Raw genomic sequence first — 20,044 nt, 5'->3', positions numbered from 1 at the left:
GGGCGCGGGCCGTCTGGCCTTCAAGCCGCGGTTTGCGAAGCAGCCGGTTTCTGGAGACCCAGCCTCTCGCCGACCAGCCAGATGTAGAGCTCGATGCGCTCGGCCTCGTTCATCTGCTCTTGCCGGGCGACCACTTCCTCGAACTTGCTCAGTACCTCGCCCACGGTCGGGTGCACATTCTTCGACAGGTCCATCGGGATTTCGGCCCACTTGGGGCCGGCACCGGTGGCCAGCCATCGCGGATTGACCCGGAAATAGTCGGCAATGGCGAACAGGTGCGTCGATTCGATGCCCTTGTTTCGACCCGAAAGCCAGTTGGTGATTGCTGCACGTCTGAGGGCGGGGGCATCGGGGCCATGCAATGGACGGCCACTACCTCTTCAAGAAACGGGTCCGGGTATCTCTTTTGACCTTGGCCGCCTCGATCTCTCGTTCGGAATGGAGCTGGTGCTTGCCGCAGTTGTCGCAGCGAAAAAGGCGCACCCACGGCAGGAGTCGCATCCACGTGCTTCGGCGCATGCGCTTGAGATGGTCGATGCCGCAACGGCAGGCAGAAAACAGGTTTTGCATGAAGAGGGCGGTCTGGATGTGATGGACCCCCTTGCCAAGCTCTGACGGCTTATCGGCGGATGCACTGCAGTGCAGCATTTTTCAGCGAACCCCTGAGTGCGGCACTCCCATGTTCACGGTATTTGTAACTTTGTTACTACATTCGGTCGCCCTGAACTGCCAGGGTCCGGCTTCATTCCGGCTTTGGATCGAACGGGCCGCGGACATGCCCGGATTGCGCGTTTCGCCATCGGATCGCCGGATGCCTCTGCCGTCAGGCACCCTCTCAAGTGAGGTTCGCGTTCCTCGGCCAGTGACGGCGCGTGCCGCCCGCGCGGCGGTCGGCCTTCTCGGGAACGGCGTCCTGCGCATTCAGTTCCAGGCTGCGCAACTCGACGCGGCGCAGGCATTCGAGAAGCACGTCGTGGTGCCTCTCGTCGAGTCCATCGAGCAGGCCGGTGTTGAGATCGGCGATGCGCGGAAACACGTCCTCGTAAAGCTGCCTGCCGGCGGCGCTCAGCTGCACGTGCACCTCGCGGCGGTCGTCGGTGTCCTGGCGCCTCTCGACCAATGCCTTGTCGAAGAGGCCGCGCAAGGCGCGCGAGGTGCGCACGCGGTCCAGCTTCATTCGCTCGGAGAGTTCAGAGGGCCTGATCTCCCCGATCTGCGCAAGCATGCCGACCAATCCCCACTCGCGGTGGGTGATGCCATGGCGCTCTTCCACGATGCACGCTGCCAGTTTGCTGCCCGGGCGCAATGCGCGCCACAGGCGATGGAGCAGGAGATCGTCCAGCACGCGGGGCGCACTCGGTTCCGTCGTATCGGCAAGGGCTTGCATGCGATTTCGGGGTCAGTTGGTCACACGGAAGGTGGCATCGGCGCGACCCGTCGGGTTGCCGATCGTGTCCAGGCGCAGCTGGTAGGCGTAGTGGCGGATGTAGTAGCCCGGCTGGCTGTACGACTGGAAGGAACTGGCGCCCGCGTCCGCCAGGCCCGGTACCTGCTTGAACGTGGCGTCGGCGGCGAACTGCGGCGATCCGTCATAGGGCGCCAGTTCGAACACGAAGTTCTTGTGGCGCAGGTAATAGCCCGGCTGGTTCACCGACGCAAAGGACACGTTGTCCGCGTTGTTCGCCAGGCCCTTCACCACCCGGAACTTCGAATCGTCCAGCGGCGAGACGTTCGGGTCGATGCGCACCGAGGTGAAATCGGCGTGCCGCACATACCGGTCCGGGAAGTTGGAGGACTGCAGGCGGTTGATGGGCGTGGAGCCGCCCCACTGCGCATTCAGTCGGCTCATCTCCTCGGCGCTGAGGTTCAGGATGCCGCCGTGCCGCTTGCGGTCCGCTCCCAGGTTGTACGAGCCCGACGAGGCGATCTGCCAGTTCTGCGCACTGCCCATGTTGATCGACGTCAGCGGCAGGTAACCCTTGTTCGTGGCGTATTGGTCGACCCACAGGCCCCACTTGTTCTCGCCGTTGAACTTGAAGAGGATGGGGCCTTCCACCATGCCGCCCGTGAGGCCGACCTGCGACAGGTCGCCGATGGTCGTCCAGGCGCCCAGCACCGACTGGCTGCCTTCCAGGGTGATCTGGCCGTCACCGGAGGCGCGCACGTACTTGTAGCCGCCCACGCTGCCCGCGACTTCGAGGATCTGCGTGTCGATGATCTGTTGCGTTCCGGGCCTGTCGATGAACATCTGCGGCGCGGTGAAGCTGCGGAAGTCGGTCGTCTTCGCGTAGTAGATGCGCGGCTTGTCGATGCCGTTGAGCGGCGAAATGGTCGTCCAGTACACGATGTAGGCGTTCGACGCCGGGTCCCAGATGGCTTCGGGCGCCCATGCGCAACCCGCATTCGGAATGGCGCCGGCAATGTCCACCAGGCGTGGCTCGGACCAGTGCAGGAGGTCCGTGGATTCCCAGATGACCAGCTTGGTGCTGCCCCGGTGCATCGCGGCGTCCCAGCCCTTGCCGCTGGCGATGCGCAGGTCGGTCGCAAGAATCCAGTATTTGGAGCCGTCGGGCGAGCGCACGATGCTGTGGTCGCGCACACCCTTCTCGCCCACGGTCGAGGTGAGGACGGGCTGGCTGTTGTTCAGGTCCGTCCAGTGCATGCCGTCGGTGCTGACGGTCATGTAGGTTTGCTCGCCTTGGGCGGATTCGCCCGTGAAATGAACCAGCAGGTAGCCCGCCGATTGCGCTTGCGCGCCGCCCCATGCGGCGACCAGCATGACGGCGGCAAAAGCCGAACGGATCGATTTCAAGTAAGTCTTCACCAGTGGGTTCCTGTCTCCATATAAAGGCAGCCCGTTCGCTCGCCGCCGCTTGCCGGCGAAGGCGTTGAAGGCTTGCCCAAATCCCGCGACCGCCAACCCAGCCCTGTCGAAAGGACGGGTTCACGGCCCCACGGGGTTCGTTGCCCCTCGCTTATCCGGCGAGTAGGCGACGGCGATGCTAGGGAAGCATCCGCGGGAGTACCAATCGTTTTTTCGCTTGCTGAGATACCTAAAGTTCAAAAAGGCCGTAAGAAATCGCATCGCCGGGTCAGGAATCGGCGAAATCCAACATGCACGAAATTGCGCGCGGTCGTCACACGGACCCGCGTGCAATTTGCGCGGCCGCTGATTGCAATGCTATTGGCAAAAATTAATTGCCGATCTCAATGATATGGAGCGAAGGCGGGCCCCCTTGGCTGCCGCGCCGCACATCAGACGGTCGTTGGGAGGAGCGTTCCGCTTGAGGTAAATGAATTGCACCAAGTAATTGCGTGCATCAATTTCCGAGGGAAATGCATAAGCCGAATTTGTCGGATTATTCGAATTGTTCCCGATGCCGAGGATTCGAATGCAAGGCGCTCCACGCCTGCCGGTCAGCTATAGAAGGGCGGCCATCCCCAACGCGCAAGCCTCGCGCCCGACCCGCCGCAGCAGCGCCTCAATTCTTTTCCGATCAATAGGTCAGCCCATGGTCAGGCTACCTGTGGCAGCGAATTGACGCGACGCAAACGTATGCATTGAATTAGCCAGGAATTAGCAAAAAGTCAAATCCTCTTTTGACACATGGATGTCACCCGCTATTTCTACATTGCTCCTCGATGTGGCGTTTCGTACTCAAAACGCACGATGCCCGCATGCCTCATGCAGGCCGGTCAAAACCATCGATAACCAACAGCCCCTATATATGATGATTTTCCAGAAAAGAGTTTTGCTCTCGTCATTGACGACGGTTGCGGCCTGCGTGCTCGCCGCTTGCGGCGGCGGAAGCGACGGAGGGAGCGGCTTCTTCCCGATCATTCCGCCAGCCAACACGAGCAGCACCACCTACAGCGGCGTCGTCGCCGCCAGCGGCTACGTGCCGGGCAGCACCACCGGCAACCCGACGCTGAAGCCGGGCTACTACCAGAAGGCCACGGTCTTCGTCGATGCCAACGGGAACGGCGTGCTCGACAGCGGCGAAACCTCGACCGTGACCGATGCCAGCGGCAAGTTCACGCTCACGACCAGCGCCAGCGCCAGCGCCAGCGGGCAGCTGGTGGCCGACATCGGCACCGGCACGACGAACAGCGCCACCGGTGCCGTCGTGGTCAAGCACCTGATCCTGCGCGCCTCGGCCGCCCAGATCGCCGACCAGGGCACGGACAAGATCGTCATCAGCCCGCTCTCGAGCGAAGCGCAGCGCCTGGTGGAAGCCAACGGCAGCGACTACGCGACCGAAAAGGCCAACCTCGCCGCACGCATGAACGGCCCGGCCTTCAACCTCGGCGATGCGAAGTTCAGCGACCCGCTGGCGGACGTGAACACCCTGGGCGGCGCCACCCAGTACGCGGCGCTGTATCAAGACAACGAGCTGACCAACCGCTACACCTATGCGACCGCCAAGCTCGACCGCAAGGACATGTTCCCCGACAACCTGGCCATCGCGGGCGGCGACCCCCGCCTCGTGGGCCTCGCGGGCGTGACGCTCACCAACTCCGACGGCACCAAGGCCACCCCCTCGGCGCCGACGCAGAAGCAGGCGGCCATCACCTTCGCCCAGGCGCAGCAGGCGGCCTTCGATGTGGAAGGCGTGCCGGCTTACGACAACATCTTCGTGATCATCGAAGAGAACAAGTCGACCGATGCGATCGTCGGCAACCCGCGGGCCGTGAACATCAACCACATCCTGAACAACTACAACCAGCTGAGCACGTACTACTCGACCGGCAATCCGTCCGAGCCGAACTACACCGCGCTGGGCGGCGGCGACGACTTCGGCATTCACGACGACAACTGGTTCGGCTGCGGCGCTGTCGGCGACTACAAGATCACGGATGTCGCATTCGCCGGCGGCACGGCCTCCGACGGCCAACCCCTGCCCGTCCAAAAAGACCTCCCACCGACGGGCACTCGCGCCGGCTGGAGCGGAACCGCTGGCGCAACCTGCAGCGACACGCCGACCAACGGCACCGTGCACAACGTCCCCGGCGACAACCTGTTCACGCTGATGTCCAGGACGGGCCGCACCATCCGCACCTACAGCGAATCGATGAACCCCGGCCAAGATGTGCGCGGCGACAGCATCGCCGATGCCAACGTGGTCGCCACGTACGACACGAGCCGCCTGAAGGGCGTGACCAACCTCGACGGCTCGGCCATTCCCGCCCTCGTCGGCACGTCCAACTTCGCGGTGGTCAACGGCCTCTACAAGGTCAAGCACGGCCCGTCGATCGCCTTCCAGGACGCGCGCAACCTGCCCGAGTTCGCGGCCACCAACCGCACCATCTTCGGCACGCAGTACCAGGAAGCCGACTGGCTCAAGACCACGGCCTACAAGGTGCCGGGCGGCTGGGTCTACGACCAGTTCAGCAAGGACCTTGCCGCGGGCGATGTGGGCAACATCAACTTCATCGTGCCGGACCAATGCGACGACATGCACGGCGTGGGCAGCGACGCGAGCTGCCAGGGCGGCAACGATGGCCAGGGCCCCAACATCAAGCGTGCCGACATCTACCTGGGCATGACGGTCAAGGCGATCCAGAACTCGGCGCTGTGGAAGAACCCGCACAAGCGCGTGGCGATCGTGGTGATGTTCGACGAAGGCGAAGGCGGCAGCAACGGCTCGTGCTGCGGCTGGAACGCGGGCGGCCCGAATTCCGGCGCCGCGCCGGTGACCGTGGACGCGAGCGGCAAGGCCGTCGCCACCGCACCGCCGGCCAACTACGCCGGAGGCAATTTCGGCCACGGCAATTCGATCTTCGGCATCCTCACGAACCAGCAGGACGTGGGCACGGCGAAGAAGAAGGTCGCGGACAGCGATGCCTACAGCCACTTCTCGTTCCTGCGCACGCTGCAGGACATGTTCCAGATCGCCGACCCGGCGGTCGATGCGACGTACCTGAACCGCGCCAAGTATTCGGAAGCGTTCATCACGGCCAACATCCTGGCGCTGCCTGAGTACCAGAACAGCGCGGACACGCACTTCGACTCGGTGCGGCCGATCAACCACGCCTACGTGATCCCGGCCAACTACAAGCAGAAACTGTACGCGAACGACATCGTCGGCGTGCGGAACCCGGACACGAACGAAGTGCAAGGCCAGATCACGCCGCAGGTCGGCGCCGATGCGAGCCAGACCAGCGTCTGGGCGACGAAGTAAGTCAACCGAAGACCGACGACAGAAAAGCCGCGGAGGGTGCGGAGGCGAGGCGCGAGACGTCTCGCCTCCGCACCCTCCGCGGCACAAGCTTGAAGCGATTTCCCTTTTGATGAATCTGGCAACGGACAAGTTGGTCCCGCTCGTCATGGCGCTCTCGGTAGCGCTGTTGGCTTTGACGGCGTGCAACGGCAACGGCAATGCGGTGGCGACAGCCCCCGCCCCGCGCAAACAGGTGCTGAGCATGCCGGCGCAGGTCGGGCAGTTGGCCTTCTTCGACAAGAACCTATCGAGCGGCAAAAACATGTCGTGCGCGAGCTGCCACGACCCGCAATACGCCTACGGTCCGCCGAACAGCATCTCGGTGCAGCTGGGCTCCGATCTCAAGCAGACCGGCGCGCGCGCCGTGCCTTCGCTGCGCTACAAGGAATCGACGCCGGCCTTCAGCGAAGACGCGCCGAACCCCGACGGCGTGACCTCCAACTCGCCGGGTGGCGGCTTCATGGCGGATGGTCGCGCGGCCACGCTGGCGACACAGGCCGGGATGCCGCTGCTCAACCCGCTCGAGATGAACAACCCCTCCAAGGAGGCGGTCGTGAAGGCGGTGCAGAACGGCGCTTATGCAGGCCTCTTCAAGCAAACCTTCGGCGCCAACGTGTTCGACAACACCGATGCCGCCTTCGACGCCCTGGGCACCGCGATCCAGGCGCTGGAGACCGAAGACCTGAGCTTTCATCCGTACAGCAGCAAGTACGACCTCTATGTCTTCAACAAGATCGGCGGCGTGCTGACGCCGGCCGAGCGGCGCGGCGAGGTGCTGTTCCACAGCACCGGCGTCACCAACTGCTCGGGCTGCCACTACACGGGCGCCAACTTCAACGGCAATAGCGGCCTGATGACGGACTTCACTTATCAAGCCCTGGGCGCGCCGCGCAACGACCGGTCGATACCGAACAACCCGGACCCGATTCCGGCGAACGACGACCCGGCGTATTTCGACATGGGCCTCTGCGGCCCCTTCCGCACCGACTACATGCCGGCCCCGGGCAAGGCCCATCCGTACTGCGGCATGTTCAAGGTGCCGGTGCTGCGCAACGCGGCGACGCGCGGCGCCTTCTTTCACAACGGCGTGCTGCATTCGCTGGAGCAGGTCGTCAACTTCTACAACACGCGGGACACCAATCCCGAGTACTGGTATCCATCGCATGGCGACGGCACCGGCAAGCCGCAGGCCAATCCGGTCTGGGCGCTGCAGCCCACCGCCGTGCCGGGTGCGACGGTCGACAAGTACAACGACCTGCCGCCAGTGCAACAAGGCAACGTCGACGAGGAAGTGCCGATGGGGACCGGCGAGGGCGGCGAGAAGACGCGTGCCAGCGGCACGAAGCCGCGCGCGGCCGGCTCCACCCCGGTCATGACGCCGCAGCAGATCGCCGACCTGGTCTGCTTCCTGGGCACGCTGAGCGACGGCTACCAGCCTTCGTCCGCGCCATCGGCCAGCGGCAGGTGCGTGAAGTGAAGAGGAATACAAACGCCGTCCTTCGGTGCATCGGCGGTGCGGTGTCCCTGCTGGTGATGTCGGTCTTGCTCGCCTCACTCGCTGGCTGCGACAACGAAGCGGCACGCATGCCGAACCAGGAAAACTTCACCTCGACGACCAACGACTACCTCGCGCAGCGCGGCCATGTGTGCCTCGCCAAGTACGAGTGGCCGATCAAGGTGCTGGCCGGATCGCGCGAACCCGATGCACAGCAGATGCCCGTGCTCGAGAAGCTGGGGCTGGTGACAGGCAAGGATGTCGTTGCCGTTACCCCCAAGGACACGGCTGCGGCCGTGCCGGCCCGCGAATACGCGCTGACCGATGCGGGCCGCAAGTCCTACCTGCAGGTGCCCGTGGTGATCCGCACCACGACCGAGAACATCACGCACCCGGCCGACTTCTGCGCGGCCACGCTGAGCCTGGACCGCCTCGTCGGCTGGGACCCGCCGCAAACGCGCGATGGCCGCACCGCGACCTCGCTGCTCTTCACCTACCGCATCGCGCTCGAACCCTGGGCGGCAACGCCCGAGGCGCAGCAGGCTTTTCCGCTGCTGGCGCGTGCCATCCAGCGCGAGGGAACGATGCAGATGCGCCTGGGCGTTCATCTGACGCAGCGCGGCTGGGTTGCCGACGAGCTCGATGCGCATTGACCGAATCCACGACACGCCCCCGTCAAACCACAACAAGACTTCGCATGAATTTCCGTTCCATTCGCCCGAGCCGCTACGTCAAGACCTTGGCGGGCATCGCCTTGGTTGCTGCGCTGGCCGCATGCAGCACCAGCCACGATGCCAATGCACCCACTGCCGAGAACCTCGCGGCGCCGCTGGACGACTACCTGGCCCAGCGCGGCGACATCTGCCTCGCGATGGCCGACTGGCCGATCGACCTGACCGAAGCCGAGGCGGGCGCCGGTGCCCGCCATGCGATCCAGTTCCCGGTGATGGAGCAACTGGGCCTGGTGCACAGCACCATCGTCGCCGTGCCGAAGAGCAGCGAGAACCCCGACGGTGCGGTCAAGCGCTTCGAGCTGACCGACGCGGGCCGCAAGTTCTACAGACCGCATGCGTCCGCAGCGCAGGGCGCCGGACAGCAAAAACAACCGGCCAACGATTTCTGCGTGGCGCATCTCAAGCGCGAGCAGATCGTCGACGTCAAGGTCGATGCCTCCAACGCGCAGCATCCGATGGCCGTGGTGAGCTACACCTACCAGATCGACACCGCGCCCTGGATGCAGGACGCGAACGCGCAGCGCGTGTTCCCAATGGTCGCGCGCATCGCCAACGGAGCCGGCGGCAAGCTGCAACTGCGCCAGGGCTTCACGCGCGGCGACAAGGGCTGGGTCGCCCAGACCGGGCCGGTCTGATTCGGCAACGCGCATGAGCACCGTCGTCCGTTTCTCGCCCGACCTGGGCCGCTGGCTCACGCACAACCTCAATGCCGGCCAGATGCCGCAGGCGCTGGTGGCCACGATGCGGAAGCAGGGCATGAACGAGCGGGCCGCGCAAGGCATCGTCGCGGCCTACCTCGACGCGCGGCAGCGCGGCGGGCCGATGCCGGCCGACGCCATCGAACTGCCGGACGAGGCGCCGTCCAGGCCCGTGGCGCGGCTCGCGCCGGGCACGCGAATCCTCGCGGCCGACCGCGAGATCGTCGTGCACTCGCGCGGCGAAGACCCGGTCTTTGCGGCGCTGGGCAACGTCGTGGACGCCCACGAATGCAAGGCCCTCATCGAGATGGCAAAGCCGCGCCTTGCACCTTCCACGCTGGTCGATCCCATGAGCGGCCGCGATGTGGTGAGTGACAAGCGCGCGAGCTGGGGCATGTTCTTCCGCCTCTGCGAGAACGACCTGGTCGCCCGCCTCGACCGGCGCCTTTCAGCGCTGATGAACCTCCCGCTGGAAAACGGAGAAGGGCTGCATCTGCTGTACTACCCCACCGGCGCGGGCAGCGAACCGCACCACGACTACCTGGCGCCCACCAACGCCGCCAACCGTGAATCCATTGCGCGAAGCGGCCAGCGCGTGAGCACGCTGGTGACTTACCTGAACGACGCGCCGGAAGGCGGCCAGACCGTCTTTCCGCAACTCGGCCTGGCGGTGTCGCCGATTCGCGGCAACGCTTGCTACTTCGAGTACTGCGACGGCAACGGCCGCGTCGATGCGCGCTCCCTGCACGCGAGCGCGCCGGTGACCCGGGGCGACAAATGGGTCATGACGAAGTGGATGCGCGAGCGCCGCTTCGTGGCTGCCGACGAGGCGGCGCGTTGAAGCGGCCATGAAAGAAGCGCCATGCCCCGGCGAGGGGCATGGCGCTTCGTGCCGGGCAAGAAACTACTGCGCCGCGACCTTCACGAACACAGGGTTCGAGTAGAACCACAGGTCGCTGTAGTTGCGTGCATTGATGGCGTTGAAGCGCGCCACGTTGTCCGCGCCGCTCGTCTGCGCATCGAACAGCGGTTCGCCGCCCGCGGTTTCGTTGGGCACGTCGGTGCCGAGGTTGGTGCCGCGCAGGCGGAAATACTGGTTGCTGCCGGCCTTGACCGTGTAGCTCACCGAGAAGTAGCCGTCGGCATCGAGCTTCCAGTCGCTGCGCGTGAAGCGCTTGACCACGCGGGTCGATGGATTGGTGTCGCGCGCGTAGCCCGGCGTGCCCGGGGTTTCGCGGCCGGTCACGTCGCCTGCGATGAGGTCGACGTGATCGACCACCGGCTTCACGTTGGCGAACACGCCGCTGCCCAGCTGGAACTCGTAGTTGTTTCGTTCGGGGCTCTTGAAGCGGATGGTGATCTTCAGGTCTTCGCCCGGCACGGCCGCCACTTCGGCGCCCATCTCGCCCGTGGCCTTGGCGCTCTGCACCTTGAAGTCGAGCGCGTCGATCAGGCCGCCGTTCACAGCGAAGAGCTTGCCCGCGCGAAAGGCCGCGAGCAGCGACTTCGGGTCCTTGATGTCGCCCCAGAGGTGGTTCTTCGCGTATTCGCCCGGGGCGTAGCCGCTGCTGTACTGGCCCTGCGAGACGGTGAAGTGGTAGTCCGAATCCGCCACGTTCCAGATGTGGCGTCCTTCGGACAGCAGCGCGTCCCAGGTGCCGCCGAGTTTGGCGACGAGGAAGTCCACGCCGCCATAGGTGCGCGAGGGCAGGTTGGCCGGCGTGTAGGCGCTGTTGTAGCCGCCACGGTCGGGCTCCATCTGGTTGCCGACCATGCCTTCGAGCGAGAACACGATGTTCGGCGCGGTGTCGTTCATCTCGCGCAGTTGCGCGGCCGTGTACTTGCCCGGGTTGCGCGAGGGATGGTTGATCTGCAGGTAGCTCGTGTCGGGGTAGTTCTTCTTGAGCCAGGCGATGGCTGCGAGCACGTCGGCGTGGGTGGAGAAAGCGCGCGCGTCCTTCGCGTTCCACGCCGTCACGTCGTCGGCCGGGAACAGCGCGGGGTCGCGGTTGGTGAACAGGTATTCGAACTGGTTCGCGGCCTTGAGCGCGGCATCGGACATCGGGCTGTCGGTGAGGATGCCCACGTTGCCGTGGTCGTGCGTGGCCATGTCCCATTCGAAGGACGCGAAGATCGTCTTGTCGGCGTACTTGCCGCCGGCCTGCAGCGCCTTGATGCGCGGCACCTGGTACTTCGCCATGCCTTCGGAAAAAGGAATCTGCTTGGCCAGCTTGTTGCCGTCGTTGTCGTAGGAAGAAATGCGCAGGTGGTCGGAGATCGCAACCCAGTCGAGGCTGAAGCGGTCGAAGGCCTTGGCGAGCACCTGGTCGAGCGTGGAGATCTGCTGCGTGTCGTCCGACTGGATGGTGTGGACATGCAGGTCGCCGACGGTCCAGCGGCCGGTGGGCTCCGAGGGCGGCGCCGGCGGCGCGGGAGGGGGCGATGCAGCAGGGGCCGGTGCGGGCGCCGGCGCCGCCGGAACGATGGGCAGCCCCGCGAACGGGTTGCCGCCGCCGGAGCCGCCGCCGCAAGCGGTCAGCGCGGCCGCGGCGAGCGCGAAGGTGGAGAAGCGGGCGGCGGGGGAGCGGGAGAAAAGAGGATGGGATTTCATGACGGCAGACACGGCGACGGCCAGCAAAGGCTGGCCGTCGCTCCAGGGTTCGATGGAGAAACCCGAGTCTGCAAGTCCGGCATGACGCCGCGATGAAAGGACGATGAAAGTTCGCGCAGCCCCCTTGGCGCGAACGCTCGGCGCCCTCAGGCCAGCAGGTCGCTCAGCGTGCGCGCGATCACCTTGGTCGCGCGGCGCAGGTCTTCGAGCACCACGCGCTCGTCGCTGCGCTTGGCATGCGACTCGAGCACGGTGCGCGGGCCGGCACCGTAGATCACGCCGGGGATGCCGGCTTCGCCATACAGGCGCACGTCGGTGTAGAGCGGCGTGCCCATCGCCTTGACCGGCTCGCCGAACAGCTCGCCGCCGTGCTTCTGGATCGCATCGACCAGCGGCTTGTTGCCCGCGAGCGGCTTCATCGAGTTGGCCAGCAGCAGGCGCTTGATGTCCACCGTGATGCCCGCGCTTTCGGCGGCCGCATCGGCGATCACCTTGCGGATCGTCGCCTCGACCTCGACCGGGTTCTCTTCGGGGATCATGCGGCGGTCGAGCTTGAACATGACCTTGCCGGGCACGACGTTGGTGTTGGTGCCGCCTTCGATGCGGCCGACATTGAGGTACGGGTGCGTGATGCCCTCGACCTTCGACGTCACCTGCTGGTAGAGCGTGTTCTGCGCGTAGAGCGCGTTCAGGATCTTCACTGCGCCTTGAAGCGCATCGACGCCGGTGGTCGGAATGGCGGCATGCGCCATCTTGCCGTGCACCGTCACTTCCATCTGCAGGCAGCCGTTGTGGGCGGTGACGACTTCGTAGCTGAAGCCGGCCGCGATCATCAGGTCGGGCTTGGTCAGGCCCTTCTCGAGCAGCCAGCCCGGGCCGAGGATGCCGCCGAATTCTTCGTCGTAGGTGAAGTGCAGCTCGACGCCGCCCTTGGCCGGCTTGGCGACCGCTTCGAGCGCGCGCAACGCGAAGGTGAAGCTCGCGAAGTCGCTCTTGCTCACCGCGGCGGCGCGGCCGTAGAGGCTGCCGTCGGCGATCTCGCCGCCGTAGGGGTCGTGCGTCCAGCCTTCGCCGGGAGGCACCACGTCGCCGTGGGCATTGAGCGCGACCGTCAGGCCGCCGTAGCCGTACTTCCGGCGCACGATCAGGTTGGTGATCGATTCGAGGCCGTAGTCCTTCACCTCTTGCGCAGGCACGGCGTGCTTCTCGGCGTCGAGGCCGAAGTCCTTCAGCAGCTCGGCGGTGCGCTCGGCGTGCGGCGCGTTGTTGCCCGGAGGCGTGTCGGTGGGCACGCGCACGAGTTCCTGCAGGAACTTCACTTCCTCGTCGAAGTGGGCGTCGATCCAGGCGTCGAGCTTGGCGTAGTCGGTCATGGGTGTTCTTCTGGAAGTCAATGAGCTTGTTCGGCCGCGAGGTTGTCGAGCAGAAGCTGGAAGGCTTGCACGGCCAGTTGAATGTCGTCGTTGGTGCTCGATTCGAGCGGGTTGTGGCTGATGCCCGAGTTGATGCCGCGCACGAAGAGCATGGCCTGGGGCATCACCTCGTGCAGCTTCATCGCGTCGTGGCCGGCGCCGCTGGGCATGCGGAAGAGCGGAATGCCCAGCGCATCGACCGCCTTCTCCCAGCGTTGCTGCCAGTCGGGCGCGCTCGGCGCGGCGGAGGCGCGCATGCTTTCCTCGATCTCGTAGCGCACGCCGCGGCGTTCGCAGATCGCCTTGAGTTCGGCGAGCACGTCGTCGGTGAGCGCATCGCGCTGCGCGTTGTTCGGCGCGCGCATGTCCAGGCTGAACTTGCAGCGGCCCGGCACCACGTTGATGGAGCCGCTGGGCACTTCGAGCATGCCGACGGTGCCGACCGAGTCGCCGTCTTTCGCGGCGCGCTGCTCGGTGTAGAGGATGAGTTCGGCGACCGCGGCGGCCGCATCGCGGCGGCGGTCCATCGGCGTCGTGCCGGCGTGGCTGGCCGTGCCGATCACTTCGCCCACGAAGCGCACGCCGCCGTTGATGGCGGTGACGATGCCCAGCGGCAGGTCGAGCTCGGTGAGCACCGGGCCCTGTTCGATGTGCACCTCGACAAAGCCGAGATAGCGCGCCGGGTCGCGCTGGATCTTCGGAATGTCTTCCGGCTTCAGGCCCGCGTGCTGCATGGCCTCGCGCATGGTGATGCCGTCGGCGTCCTTCTGGTCGAGCCAGCGCGCATCGAAGTGGCCGATGAGCGCGCCCGACCCGAGGAAGGTCGCCTTGTAGCGCTGGCCTTCTTCTTCCGCGAAGCCGACGACTTCGAATGCGAAGGGCAGGCGCTTGCCTTGCCGTGCGAGTTCGCGCACGCAGGCGATCGGCACGAAGATGCCCAGGCGCCCGTCGTACTTGCCGCCGTTGCGCACGGTGTCGTAGTGCGAGCCGGTGAGCAGGGTCTTCGCGTCGGGCGTTGCACCTTCGTAGCGGCCGACCACGTTGCCGACCGCATCGATGTGCACCGAGTCGAAGCCCACGTCGCGCATCAGCGCGCTGATCTGCGCGGCGCAGGCGCGGTGCGCGTCGGTCAGATACGTGACGGTGAGCTGACCCTTCTCGGCATAGCCGGGGTCGGTGTGCACCGAGAGCTGTTCCTGCCAGTCCCACACGTCGTTGCCGAGCGTGATGTCGGCGGCGAACTTGTCATCGAGGCGAATCTCGGCGATGCGGTGGATGTTGCGCAGCGCTTCGCCGAGTTCGAATTCAGGATGGTTGAAAAGACGCCGCTCGAAGGTGTCGATGATCTCGCGCTTGGCGAGGCCGGTGCCGCGCGGGCCGCGCACCGCGAGGATGAACGGGAAGCCGAACTTCGCGTTGTAGTCGGCGTTGAGCTTCTGGATCTTGGCGAACTCTTCGGGCGTGCAGTCGGTGAGGCCGGCCTTGCTCTGCTCGTTGGTCGATTCGGCGGTGAGCGTCTTGCTCACCATGGCCTTGCCCGCGAGCTCGGGGTGGGCGCGGATCAAGCCGATCTGTTCATCGGTAGACGATGCGGCCAGTGCTTTCACCAGCGCGTGCTTCAGGTGCGCGAGCGAACGGAAGGGGCGGGCGGGCAGCGCGCGTTGCGCGATCCAGGGCGAGTGCTCGTAGATGCCGTCGAGCAGGGCGACGGCTTCGGCGGGCACGGCCGCGTTGAGTTGGGCGATGGTGAGGCTCATGGTCAGCTTCCTGTGACGGCCGATGTGTCCGATGTGTAGGGATGCGTTTGCTTCCAGTGCCGCGCGATGTCCACGCGCCGGCAGACCCACACGCGGTCGTGCTGCGCGATGTGGTCGAGAAAGCGCTGCAGCGCGGTGATGCGGCCGGGCCGCCCGAGCAGGCGGCAGTGCATGCCGATGCTCATCATCTTGGGGCTGTTGTCGCCGTTCGCATCGCCTTCCGCGTAGAGCGCATCGAAGGTGTCCTTCATGTACTTGAAGAACGGGTCGGCGTGCGAGTAGCCCTGCGGCAGCGCGAAGCGCATGTCGTTCACGTCGAGCGTGTAGGGCACGATGAGCTGCGGAACGACGGTGCCGTCGGTCTTCTGCACCTTCATCCAGAAGGGGAGGTCGTCGCCGTAGTAGTCGCTGTCGTATTCGAAGCCGCCGTAATCGGCCACGAGGCGCCGGGTGCGCGGGCTGTCGCGGCCGGTGTACCAGCCGAGGGCGCGCTCGCCGGTGAGCTTTTCGATGGCCTCCATGCCCAGGCGCATGTGCTCGCGCTCGGTGGCTTCGTCGAGGTTCTGGTAGTGGATCCAGCGCCAGCCGTGGCAGGCGATTTCGTGGCCCAGTTCTTTGAAGGCGGAGGTGAGCTCGGGGTAGCGCTCCAGCGCCATGCCCACGCCGAACACGGTGAGCGGCAGGCCGCGCTTTTCGAACTCGCGCAGGATGCGCCAGACGCCCGCGCGCGAGCCGTATTCGTAGATGCCTTCCATGCTGATGTGGCGGTCCGGAAAGCTGGCCGGATTGAACATCTCGGAGAGGAACTGCTCGGAGCCCGCGTCGCCGTGCAGCGTGGCGTTTTCGCCGCCCTCTTCGTAGTTGAGGACGAACTGCACCGCGATGCGCGCGCCGCCCGGCCACTGGGCATGCGGCGGGTTGCGGCCGTAGCCGACGAGGTCGCGCGGGTAGGGCAGGGTGGTGTCGTAGACGGTCATGAGGTCAAGGGCTTTTCAGGACAGTGCGAGAGCGATGTCGTTGGTCGGAACCTTGCGGTCGAAGGTCAGGTTGGCCTCGACGTGTTCCAGGTGTTCGGTCATGAGGCGCACGGCGCGCTCTTCGTCGCGGGCGGCCAGCGCCTTCACGATATCGGCGTGCTCGTCGTTGGAGTGCTCCGCCGCGCTCGCGCTCTGGTACATGAGCGTGATGAGGGCGCAGCGCGAGATCAGCTCGCCGAGGATCTGCGCCAGCACCTGGTTGCCCATGAGCTCGGCCATGCGCACATGGAAGTCGCCGAGCAGTTCGGTGCGGCCCGAAATGTCTTCGCCCGACACGGCGGATTTCTCGAGCGCGACGTGTTCCTTCAGCGCCTTGATCTTCGCGGGCGTGACGGTGCGCACGAACTCGCGCGTCATCTCGGCTTCGAGCATGCGGCGCACGGCGAACACCTGCTTGGCCTCGTCGACGGCCGGTGCGGCCACGAAGGCGCCGCGCGCCGGTTCGAGGCGGATCAGCTTGTTCTGCGAGAGCTGGAACAGCGCCTGCCGCACCAGCGTGCGCGAGACACCGAAATGATCGGCCAGTTTCTGCTCGGCGAGCTTGGTGCCGGGCTGCAGGCGATGCTCGACGATGGCCTTCGTGAGGGCATCGACGATCGAACGGGTGGTGGAGGACTCCATGTTTTTCATGATAGACCCAAAGCCGGTAACTGTATACACTTTTGTCCACCGGAATTTCCCGCACCCGATTCGAGCCCCTCGCTCGATCTTTCTCGATCTTTGAAGGAGCGCCCCATGGGCTTGAGCACTCACGTACTGGACACGATGCACGGCGGCCCCGCGGCCGGCATGGACGTGGCGCTGTACACCACCGACGGCGATGCCGCGATGCTGGTGAAGCGCTTCACGCTGAATTCGGACGGCCGCAGCGACGGTCCGCTCTACGACAACCACTCGATCAAGGTCGGCACCTACCGGCTGGTGTTCGACGTGGCGGGTTACTTCAAGGCGCGCGGCGTGAAGCTGCCCGAGCCGAATTTCCTCAACAAGGTGTCGCTGGATTTCGGCGTGGCGCACACCGACCAGCACTACCACGTGCCGCTCTTGGTCAGCCCGTGGAGCTACTCCACGTACCGCGGCTCCTGAGGTCAGTCGCCTTGTTGCTGACCTTCGGTGAGCGTGTCGAGCTGGAATCGGCCGCTCTTGTCCCAGAGCCAGGTGTCCGTCCACGTCACCGCGCCGAGCCGCGTGGCGGCAGGGAAGGGCGCGGCTTGCAGCACGGCGCGTTCGATCTCGGCAATGACCTCGGGCGCATGCTGCGGCGCGCGCAGCCAGTGCATCGAGACGACCTTGCCGCCCGTATCGAGGTTCACCTGCAAGGTGCCGACGGCATAGAGGATGGGCGGCAGTTGCCCGCTGTAGATGCGCGACCGGTTGAGGTCGTACACGTGGCGCGCCGCATCTCGGCGGTAGTCGCGCGCGGTGGCCGCATTCGATGCGCGCGGCACGGCGCCGGACGCACCGCCTTTGGCGCTGCTCAATTGGCCGGGAACCGCCCCGGGGCTTCCGCAGCCGGCGAGCCAGAAGGCGCACGAAAGAACGGATGCAGCCAGTGCAAGGCGGCGCGGCGTAAGCTGGACATTCATCGCCGGGTTTATACCGTGAGTCCTTGCAGGCCCGGCAACCGAAGGTATCGGCAATGAGCGGTGCGCCGGGCCGCCCCAAGCAAGCTCGCACCGCGGTGCGAAGCACGGAGGTATTCCAATGAGCGGTGCGGTCGATCAATTGCTGGCACGTCTTCGCACCGAAGACGCGGTGCTGGTGCGCGTCGAGTCCACGCAGGGCTCGGCGCCGCGCGAGGCCGGCACCTGGATGGCGGTGTGGGCCGATGCGCTCACGGCCACCATCGGCGGCGGGCAGCTCGAGTTCCAGGCCACGCAGGAAGCGCGCGAACTGCTCGCGGGCAAGCGCGCCATCGACGGCATCCAGCGCTATCCGCTCGGCCCCAGCCTGGGGCAGTGCTGCGGCGGCGTGATGTTCCTGTCGTACCAGCGCATCAGTGCAGCCGACGCACCTGCATTGCAGCGCGAGCTGGTCGCGCAGCTCAAGCCCGTCGCGCTGTTCGGCGGCGGCCACGTGGGCGCCGCACTCGCACGGCTGCTTGCCGCGCTGCCGTTTTCAGTGCGCTGGATCGACAGCCGCGACGGCGTTTTCCCCGACGAACTCCCCGCGCAGATCGACACCGAGCATTCCGAGCCGGTGCAGGACGCCGTCGCCGCGCTCGCCCCGGGCAGCCGCGTGCTCATCATGAGCTTCAGCCATGCCGAAGACCTCGACATCGTCATCGCGTGCCTCAAGCGCCTGCGCACACGCAACGACCTGCCCTACATCGGCCTCATCGGCAGCAAGACCAAGTGGGCCACCTTCAGCCACCGGCTCGAAGCGCGCGGCTTCACGGCCGACGAACTGGCCCGCATCACCTGCCCGATCGGCGTGCCCGGCATCACCGGCAAGGAGCCCGAGGTGATCGCGGTCGCGGTGGCGGCACAGTTGTTGCAATCGTTGGGCTGATGTGCGGGACGCTCGGGAATGACGGAGCCGTTCACGCTGAGCCTGTCGAAGCGCCGCGCACGGCTTCGACAAGCTCAGCCCGAACGGCCGTCGTCGGTCTCGCATAAAAAAGCACCCCGCCCTTTGCCAAAACTGTATACACTTTCGGTCCACAACAAGCCGCAGCGGAGCGAGGCCCATTTCATGGAGCCTGCGTTCGCGGCACTTTCTCTGCTTACAGCGCCCGCAGTGGTGAGCAGGCTGAAACCCCGTCTCGGCGTCCTCACGCGCCGACCGGGTTGAGAGAGCACCCAATGGAAAGCTACTACCTCGACTGGGCCAACCTGCTGCTGCGCTGGGTCCACGTCATTACCGCCATCGCCTGGATCGGCGCCTCCTTCTACTTCGTGATGCTGGACAACAGCCTCGAGAAGCCGCAGGACCCCGAGTCGCTCGACAAGGGCGTGGGCGGCGAGCAGTGGGCCGTGCACGGCGGCGGCTTCTACAACATGCAGAAGTACGCGCTGGCGCCCAGGAAGCTGCCGGACCACCTGCACTGGTCGTACTGGGAGAGCTACTCCACCTGGATCACCGGGTTCACGCTCTTCACCATGTCGTACCTGTGGAACGCCAGCACCTACCTCATCGACAAGTCGAAGATGGACTGGCAGCCCGGCGCCGCCATCGCCGTTGCGCTGGCTTTCTTCGTCGTGTTCTGGATGGTCTACGACGGCATCTGCCAGATCTTCGGCCGCCGCAAGAACGGCGACACCATCGTCGGCGTGCTGATCGCGATCTTCATCGTCTTCGCGACCTGGCTGGCCTGCCAGTGGTTCGCGGGCCGCGCGGCCTTCCTGCTCGTGGGCGCCATGATGGCCACCACGATGAGCGGCAACGTGTTCTTCTGGATCATCCCCGGCCAACGCAAGAACGTGGCGGCGCTGCGCGAAGGCAAGCCGGTCGATCCGGTGCACGGCCAGCGCGGCAAGCAGCGCAGCGTGCACAACACCTACTTCACGCTGCCGGTGCTGTTCGCGATGCTGAGCAACCACTACAGCTTCACCTACACGCACAAGTACAACTGGATCGTTCTGCTGCTCATCATGCTCGGCGGCGCGGCCATCCGGCAGTTCTTCGTGGTGCGCCACCGCTTCAAGCTCGGCAACGCGGGCAACCCGCTGCCGTATGCGCTGGTCGGCATCGTGGTGCTGGGCCTCACGATCGTCTGGATGAAGCCGGAGCCGGCCGCCGCTCCCGTGGCTGCCGCAGCGGCGCCCGCGGTCGCGTATGCCGACGTGCAGAAGGTGCTGGAGCAACGCTGCTTCATGTGCCACGGCGCGGCCGTGCAGATGAAGAACGTACGGGTCGATTCGCCCGAGCAGGTGACGGCGCATGCGCAGGCGATCTACCAGCAGGTGGTGGTCACGAAGATCATGCCGATGAACAACGCAACCGGCATCACCGACGAAGAACGCGCATTGATCAGCCGCTGGTTCCAGGCGGGCGCAAAGACGAACTAAGACGAATCGGATAGACCGCGGTCAAGAGAGCGGGCCCACCGCTCCCCGCACAATTGCCGGATGGAGACA

18 protein-coding genes are annotated in these 20,044 nt (G+C 65.6%); 9 read left to right on the top strand and 9 right to left on the bottom strand.

Annotated elements, in window-relative coordinates; translation table 11 throughout:
* Nucleotides 1–20: 20 nt before the first annotated feature.
* A complete protein-coding gene (locus VARPA_RS22720; protein ID WP_041943006.1) occupies nt 21–362 on the bottom strand; it encodes a hypothetical protein in 342 nt (113 codons plus the stop codon).
* A gap of 76 nt (nt 363–438) precedes the next feature.
* Between VARPA_RS22720 and VARPA_RS31440 the strand changes: the two genes are divergently transcribed.
* Nucleotides 439–615, top strand: coding sequence for a hypothetical protein (locus VARPA_RS31440; RefSeq protein WP_167330554.1), 177 nt, complete (start codon nt 439–441; stop codon nt 613–615).
* Nucleotides 616–835: 220 nt separating this feature from the next.
* On the opposite strand, the gene VARPA_RS22710 is transcribed toward VARPA_RS31440, so the two are convergent.
* On the bottom strand, nt 836–1,387 hold the full coding sequence (locus VARPA_RS22710) for a MarR family winged helix-turn-helix transcriptional regulator (RefSeq protein ID WP_013542927.1): 552 nt from the start codon (nt 1,385–1,387) through the stop codon (nt 836–838).
* A 12-nt stretch (nt 1,388–1,399) separates the two neighbouring features.
* A complete protein-coding gene (locus tag VARPA_RS22705; RefSeq protein ID WP_041943004.1) occupies nt 1,400–2,824 on the bottom strand; it encodes a glycoside hydrolase family 43 protein in 1,425 nt (474 codons plus the stop codon).
* Nucleotides 2,825–3,731: 907 nt separating this feature from the next.
* Here VARPA_RS22705 and VARPA_RS22700 point away from each other — a divergent pair.
* From VARPA_RS22700 to VARPA_RS22680, 5 genes are all read left to right on the top strand, one after another.
* A complete protein-coding gene (locus VARPA_RS22700; RefSeq protein ID WP_013542925.1) occupies nt 3,732–6,182 on the top strand; it encodes an alkaline phosphatase family protein in 2,451 nt (816 codons plus the stop codon).
* A 109-nt stretch (nt 6,183–6,291) separates the two neighbouring features.
* Entirely contained in the window at nt 6,292–7,698 is a 1,407-nt protein-coding gene (locus tag VARPA_RS22695) for a cytochrome-c peroxidase (protein ID WP_013542924.1), read from the top strand.
* A 107-nt stretch (nt 7,699–7,805) separates the two neighbouring features.
* On the top strand, nt 7,806–8,369 hold the full coding sequence (locus VARPA_RS22690; RefSeq protein WP_013542923.1) for a hypothetical protein: 564 nt from the start codon (nt 7,806–7,808) through the stop codon (nt 8,367–8,369).
* A gap of 44 nt (nt 8,370–8,413) precedes the next feature.
* Nucleotides 8,414–9,085 carry a hypothetical protein gene (locus VARPA_RS22685; RefSeq protein WP_013542922.1) on the top strand — a complete coding sequence of 224 codons (672 nt, stop codon included), beginning with the start codon at nt 8,414–8,416 and terminating at the stop codon, nt 9,083–9,085.
* 13 nt (nt 9,086–9,098) lie between these two features.
* Entirely contained in the window at nt 9,099–9,989 is an 891-nt protein-coding gene (locus tag VARPA_RS22680) for a 2OG-Fe(II) oxygenase (protein WP_013542921.1), read from the top strand.
* 63 nt (nt 9,990–10,052) lie between these two features.
* Here the strand turns inward: VARPA_RS22680 and VARPA_RS22675 are convergent, their stop codons facing one another.
* The 5 genes from VARPA_RS22675 to VARPA_RS22655 form a co-directional block, all read right to left on the bottom strand.
* The gene (locus VARPA_RS22675; protein ID WP_013542920.1) at nt 10,053–11,759 is read right to left on the bottom strand and encodes an S-layer protein; all 1,707 of its coding nucleotides are present in this window, start codon (nt 11,757–11,759) and stop codon (nt 10,053–10,055) included.
* A gap of 146 nt (nt 11,760–11,905) precedes the next feature.
* Nucleotides 11,906–13,132: a M20 family metallopeptidase gene (locus VARPA_RS22670; protein ID WP_013542919.1), complete on the bottom strand. Its 1,227-nt coding sequence runs from the start codon at nt 13,130–13,132 to the stop codon at nt 11,906–11,908.
* 17 nt (nt 13,133–13,149) lie between these two features.
* The gene (gene uraD / locus VARPA_RS22665; RefSeq protein ID WP_013542918.1) at nt 13,150–14,928 is read right to left on the bottom strand and encodes a 2-oxo-4-hydroxy-4-carboxy-5-ureidoimidazoline decarboxylase; all 1,779 of its coding nucleotides are present in this window, start codon (nt 14,926–14,928) and stop codon (nt 13,150–13,152) included.
* Between the two features lie 2 nt (nt 14,929–14,930).
* A complete protein-coding gene (puuE, locus tag VARPA_RS22660; protein ID WP_013542917.1) occupies nt 14,931–15,905 on the bottom strand; it encodes an allantoinase PuuE in 975 nt (324 codons plus the stop codon).
* 15 nt (nt 15,906–15,920) lie between these two features.
* Nucleotides 15,921–16,595, bottom strand: coding sequence for a GntR family transcriptional regulator (locus VARPA_RS22655; RefSeq protein ID WP_013542916.1), 675 nt, complete (start codon nt 16,593–16,595; stop codon nt 15,921–15,923).
* A 105-nt stretch (nt 16,596–16,700) separates the two neighbouring features.
* Here VARPA_RS22655 and uraH point away from each other — a divergent pair, with 105 nt between their 5' ends.
* Nucleotides 16,701–17,051: a hydroxyisourate hydrolase gene (gene uraH / locus VARPA_RS22650; RefSeq protein ID WP_013542915.1), complete on the top strand. Its 351-nt coding sequence runs from the start codon at nt 16,701–16,703 to the stop codon at nt 17,049–17,051.
* Between the two features lie 2 nt (nt 17,052–17,053).
* Here the strand turns inward: uraH and VARPA_RS22645 are convergent, their stop codons facing one another.
* Entirely contained in the window at nt 17,054–17,551 is a 498-nt protein-coding gene (locus VARPA_RS22645; RefSeq protein WP_013542914.1) for a hypothetical protein, read from the bottom strand.
* 118 nt (nt 17,552–17,669) lie between these two features.
* Here VARPA_RS22645 and xdhC point away from each other — a divergent pair, with 118 nt between their 5' ends.
* Nucleotides 17,670–18,476, top strand: coding sequence for a xanthine dehydrogenase accessory protein XdhC (gene xdhC, locus VARPA_RS22640; protein WP_013542913.1), 807 nt, complete (start codon nt 17,670–17,672; stop codon nt 18,474–18,476).
* Between the two features lie 293 nt (nt 18,477–18,769).
* A complete protein-coding gene (locus VARPA_RS22635) occupies nt 18,770–19,975 on the top strand; it encodes a urate hydroxylase PuuD (RefSeq protein ID WP_013542912.1) in 1,206 nt (401 codons plus the stop codon).
* Nucleotides 19,976–20,044 lie beyond the last annotated feature (69 nt).

The sequence above is a fragment of the Variovorax paradoxus EPS genome (assembly GCF_000184745.1).
In the GTDB taxonomy this organism is placed as follows: domain Bacteria; phylum Pseudomonadota; class Gammaproteobacteria; order Burkholderiales; family Burkholderiaceae_C; genus Variovorax; species Variovorax paradoxus_C.
This window is presented reverse-complemented; position numbering and strand designations above follow the sequence as displayed.

Excerpts from the sequence above, each read along its gene's own strand:
- VARPA_RS31440 (WP_167330554.1), top strand. The coding sequence starts at position 439 with ATGGAGCTGGTGCTTGCCGCAGTTGTCGCAGCGAAAAAGGCGCACCCA.
- VARPA_RS22675 (WP_013542920.1), bottom strand. The coding sequence starts at position 11,759 with ATGAAATCCCATCCTCTTTTCTCCCGCTCCCCCGCCGCCCGCTTCTCC.
- VARPA_RS22710 (WP_013542927.1), bottom strand. The coding sequence starts at position 1,387 with ATGCAAGCCCTTGCCGATACGACGGAACCGAGTGCGCCCCGCGTGCTG.
- uraD (WP_013542918.1), bottom strand. The coding sequence starts at position 14,928 with ATGAGCCTCACCATCGCCCAACTCAACGCGGCCGTGCCCGCCGAAGCC.
- VARPA_RS22695 (WP_013542924.1), top strand. The coding sequence starts at position 6,292 with ATGAATCTGGCAACGGACAAGTTGGTCCCGCTCGTCATGGCGCTCTCG.
- VARPA_RS22645 (WP_013542914.1), bottom strand. The coding sequence starts at position 17,551 with ATGAATGTCCAGCTTACGCCGCGCCGCCTTGCACTGGCTGCATCCGTT.
- VARPA_RS22685 (WP_013542922.1), top strand. The coding sequence starts at position 8,414 with ATGAATTTCCGTTCCATTCGCCCGAGCCGCTACGTCAAGACCTTGGCG.
- VARPA_RS22635 (WP_013542912.1), top strand. The coding sequence starts at position 18,770 with ATGGAAAGCTACTACCTCGACTGGGCCAACCTGCTGCTGCGCTGGGTC.
- VARPA_RS22680 (WP_013542921.1), top strand. The coding sequence starts at position 9,099 with ATGAGCACCGTCGTCCGTTTCTCGCCCGACCTGGGCCGCTGGCTCACG.
- xdhC (WP_013542913.1), top strand. The coding sequence starts at position 17,670 with ATGAGCGGTGCGGTCGATCAATTGCTGGCACGTCTTCGCACCGAAGAC.
- uraH (WP_013542915.1), top strand. The coding sequence starts at position 16,701 with ATGGGCTTGAGCACTCACGTACTGGACACGATGCACGGCGGCCCCGCG.
- VARPA_RS22655 (WP_013542916.1), bottom strand. The coding sequence starts at position 16,595 with ATGAAAAACATGGAGTCCTCCACCACCCGTTCGATCGTCGATGCCCTC.
- VARPA_RS22690 (WP_013542923.1), top strand. The coding sequence starts at position 7,806 with ATGCCGAACCAGGAAAACTTCACCTCGACGACCAACGACTACCTCGCG.
- puuE (WP_013542917.1), bottom strand. The coding sequence starts at position 15,905 with ATGACCGTCTACGACACCACCCTGCCCTACCCGCGCGACCTCGTCGGC.
- VARPA_RS22700 (WP_013542925.1), top strand. The coding sequence starts at position 3,732 with ATGATTTTCCAGAAAAGAGTTTTGCTCTCGTCATTGACGACGGTTGCG.
- VARPA_RS22670 (WP_013542919.1), bottom strand. The coding sequence starts at position 13,132 with ATGACCGACTACGCCAAGCTCGACGCCTGGATCGACGCCCACTTCGAC.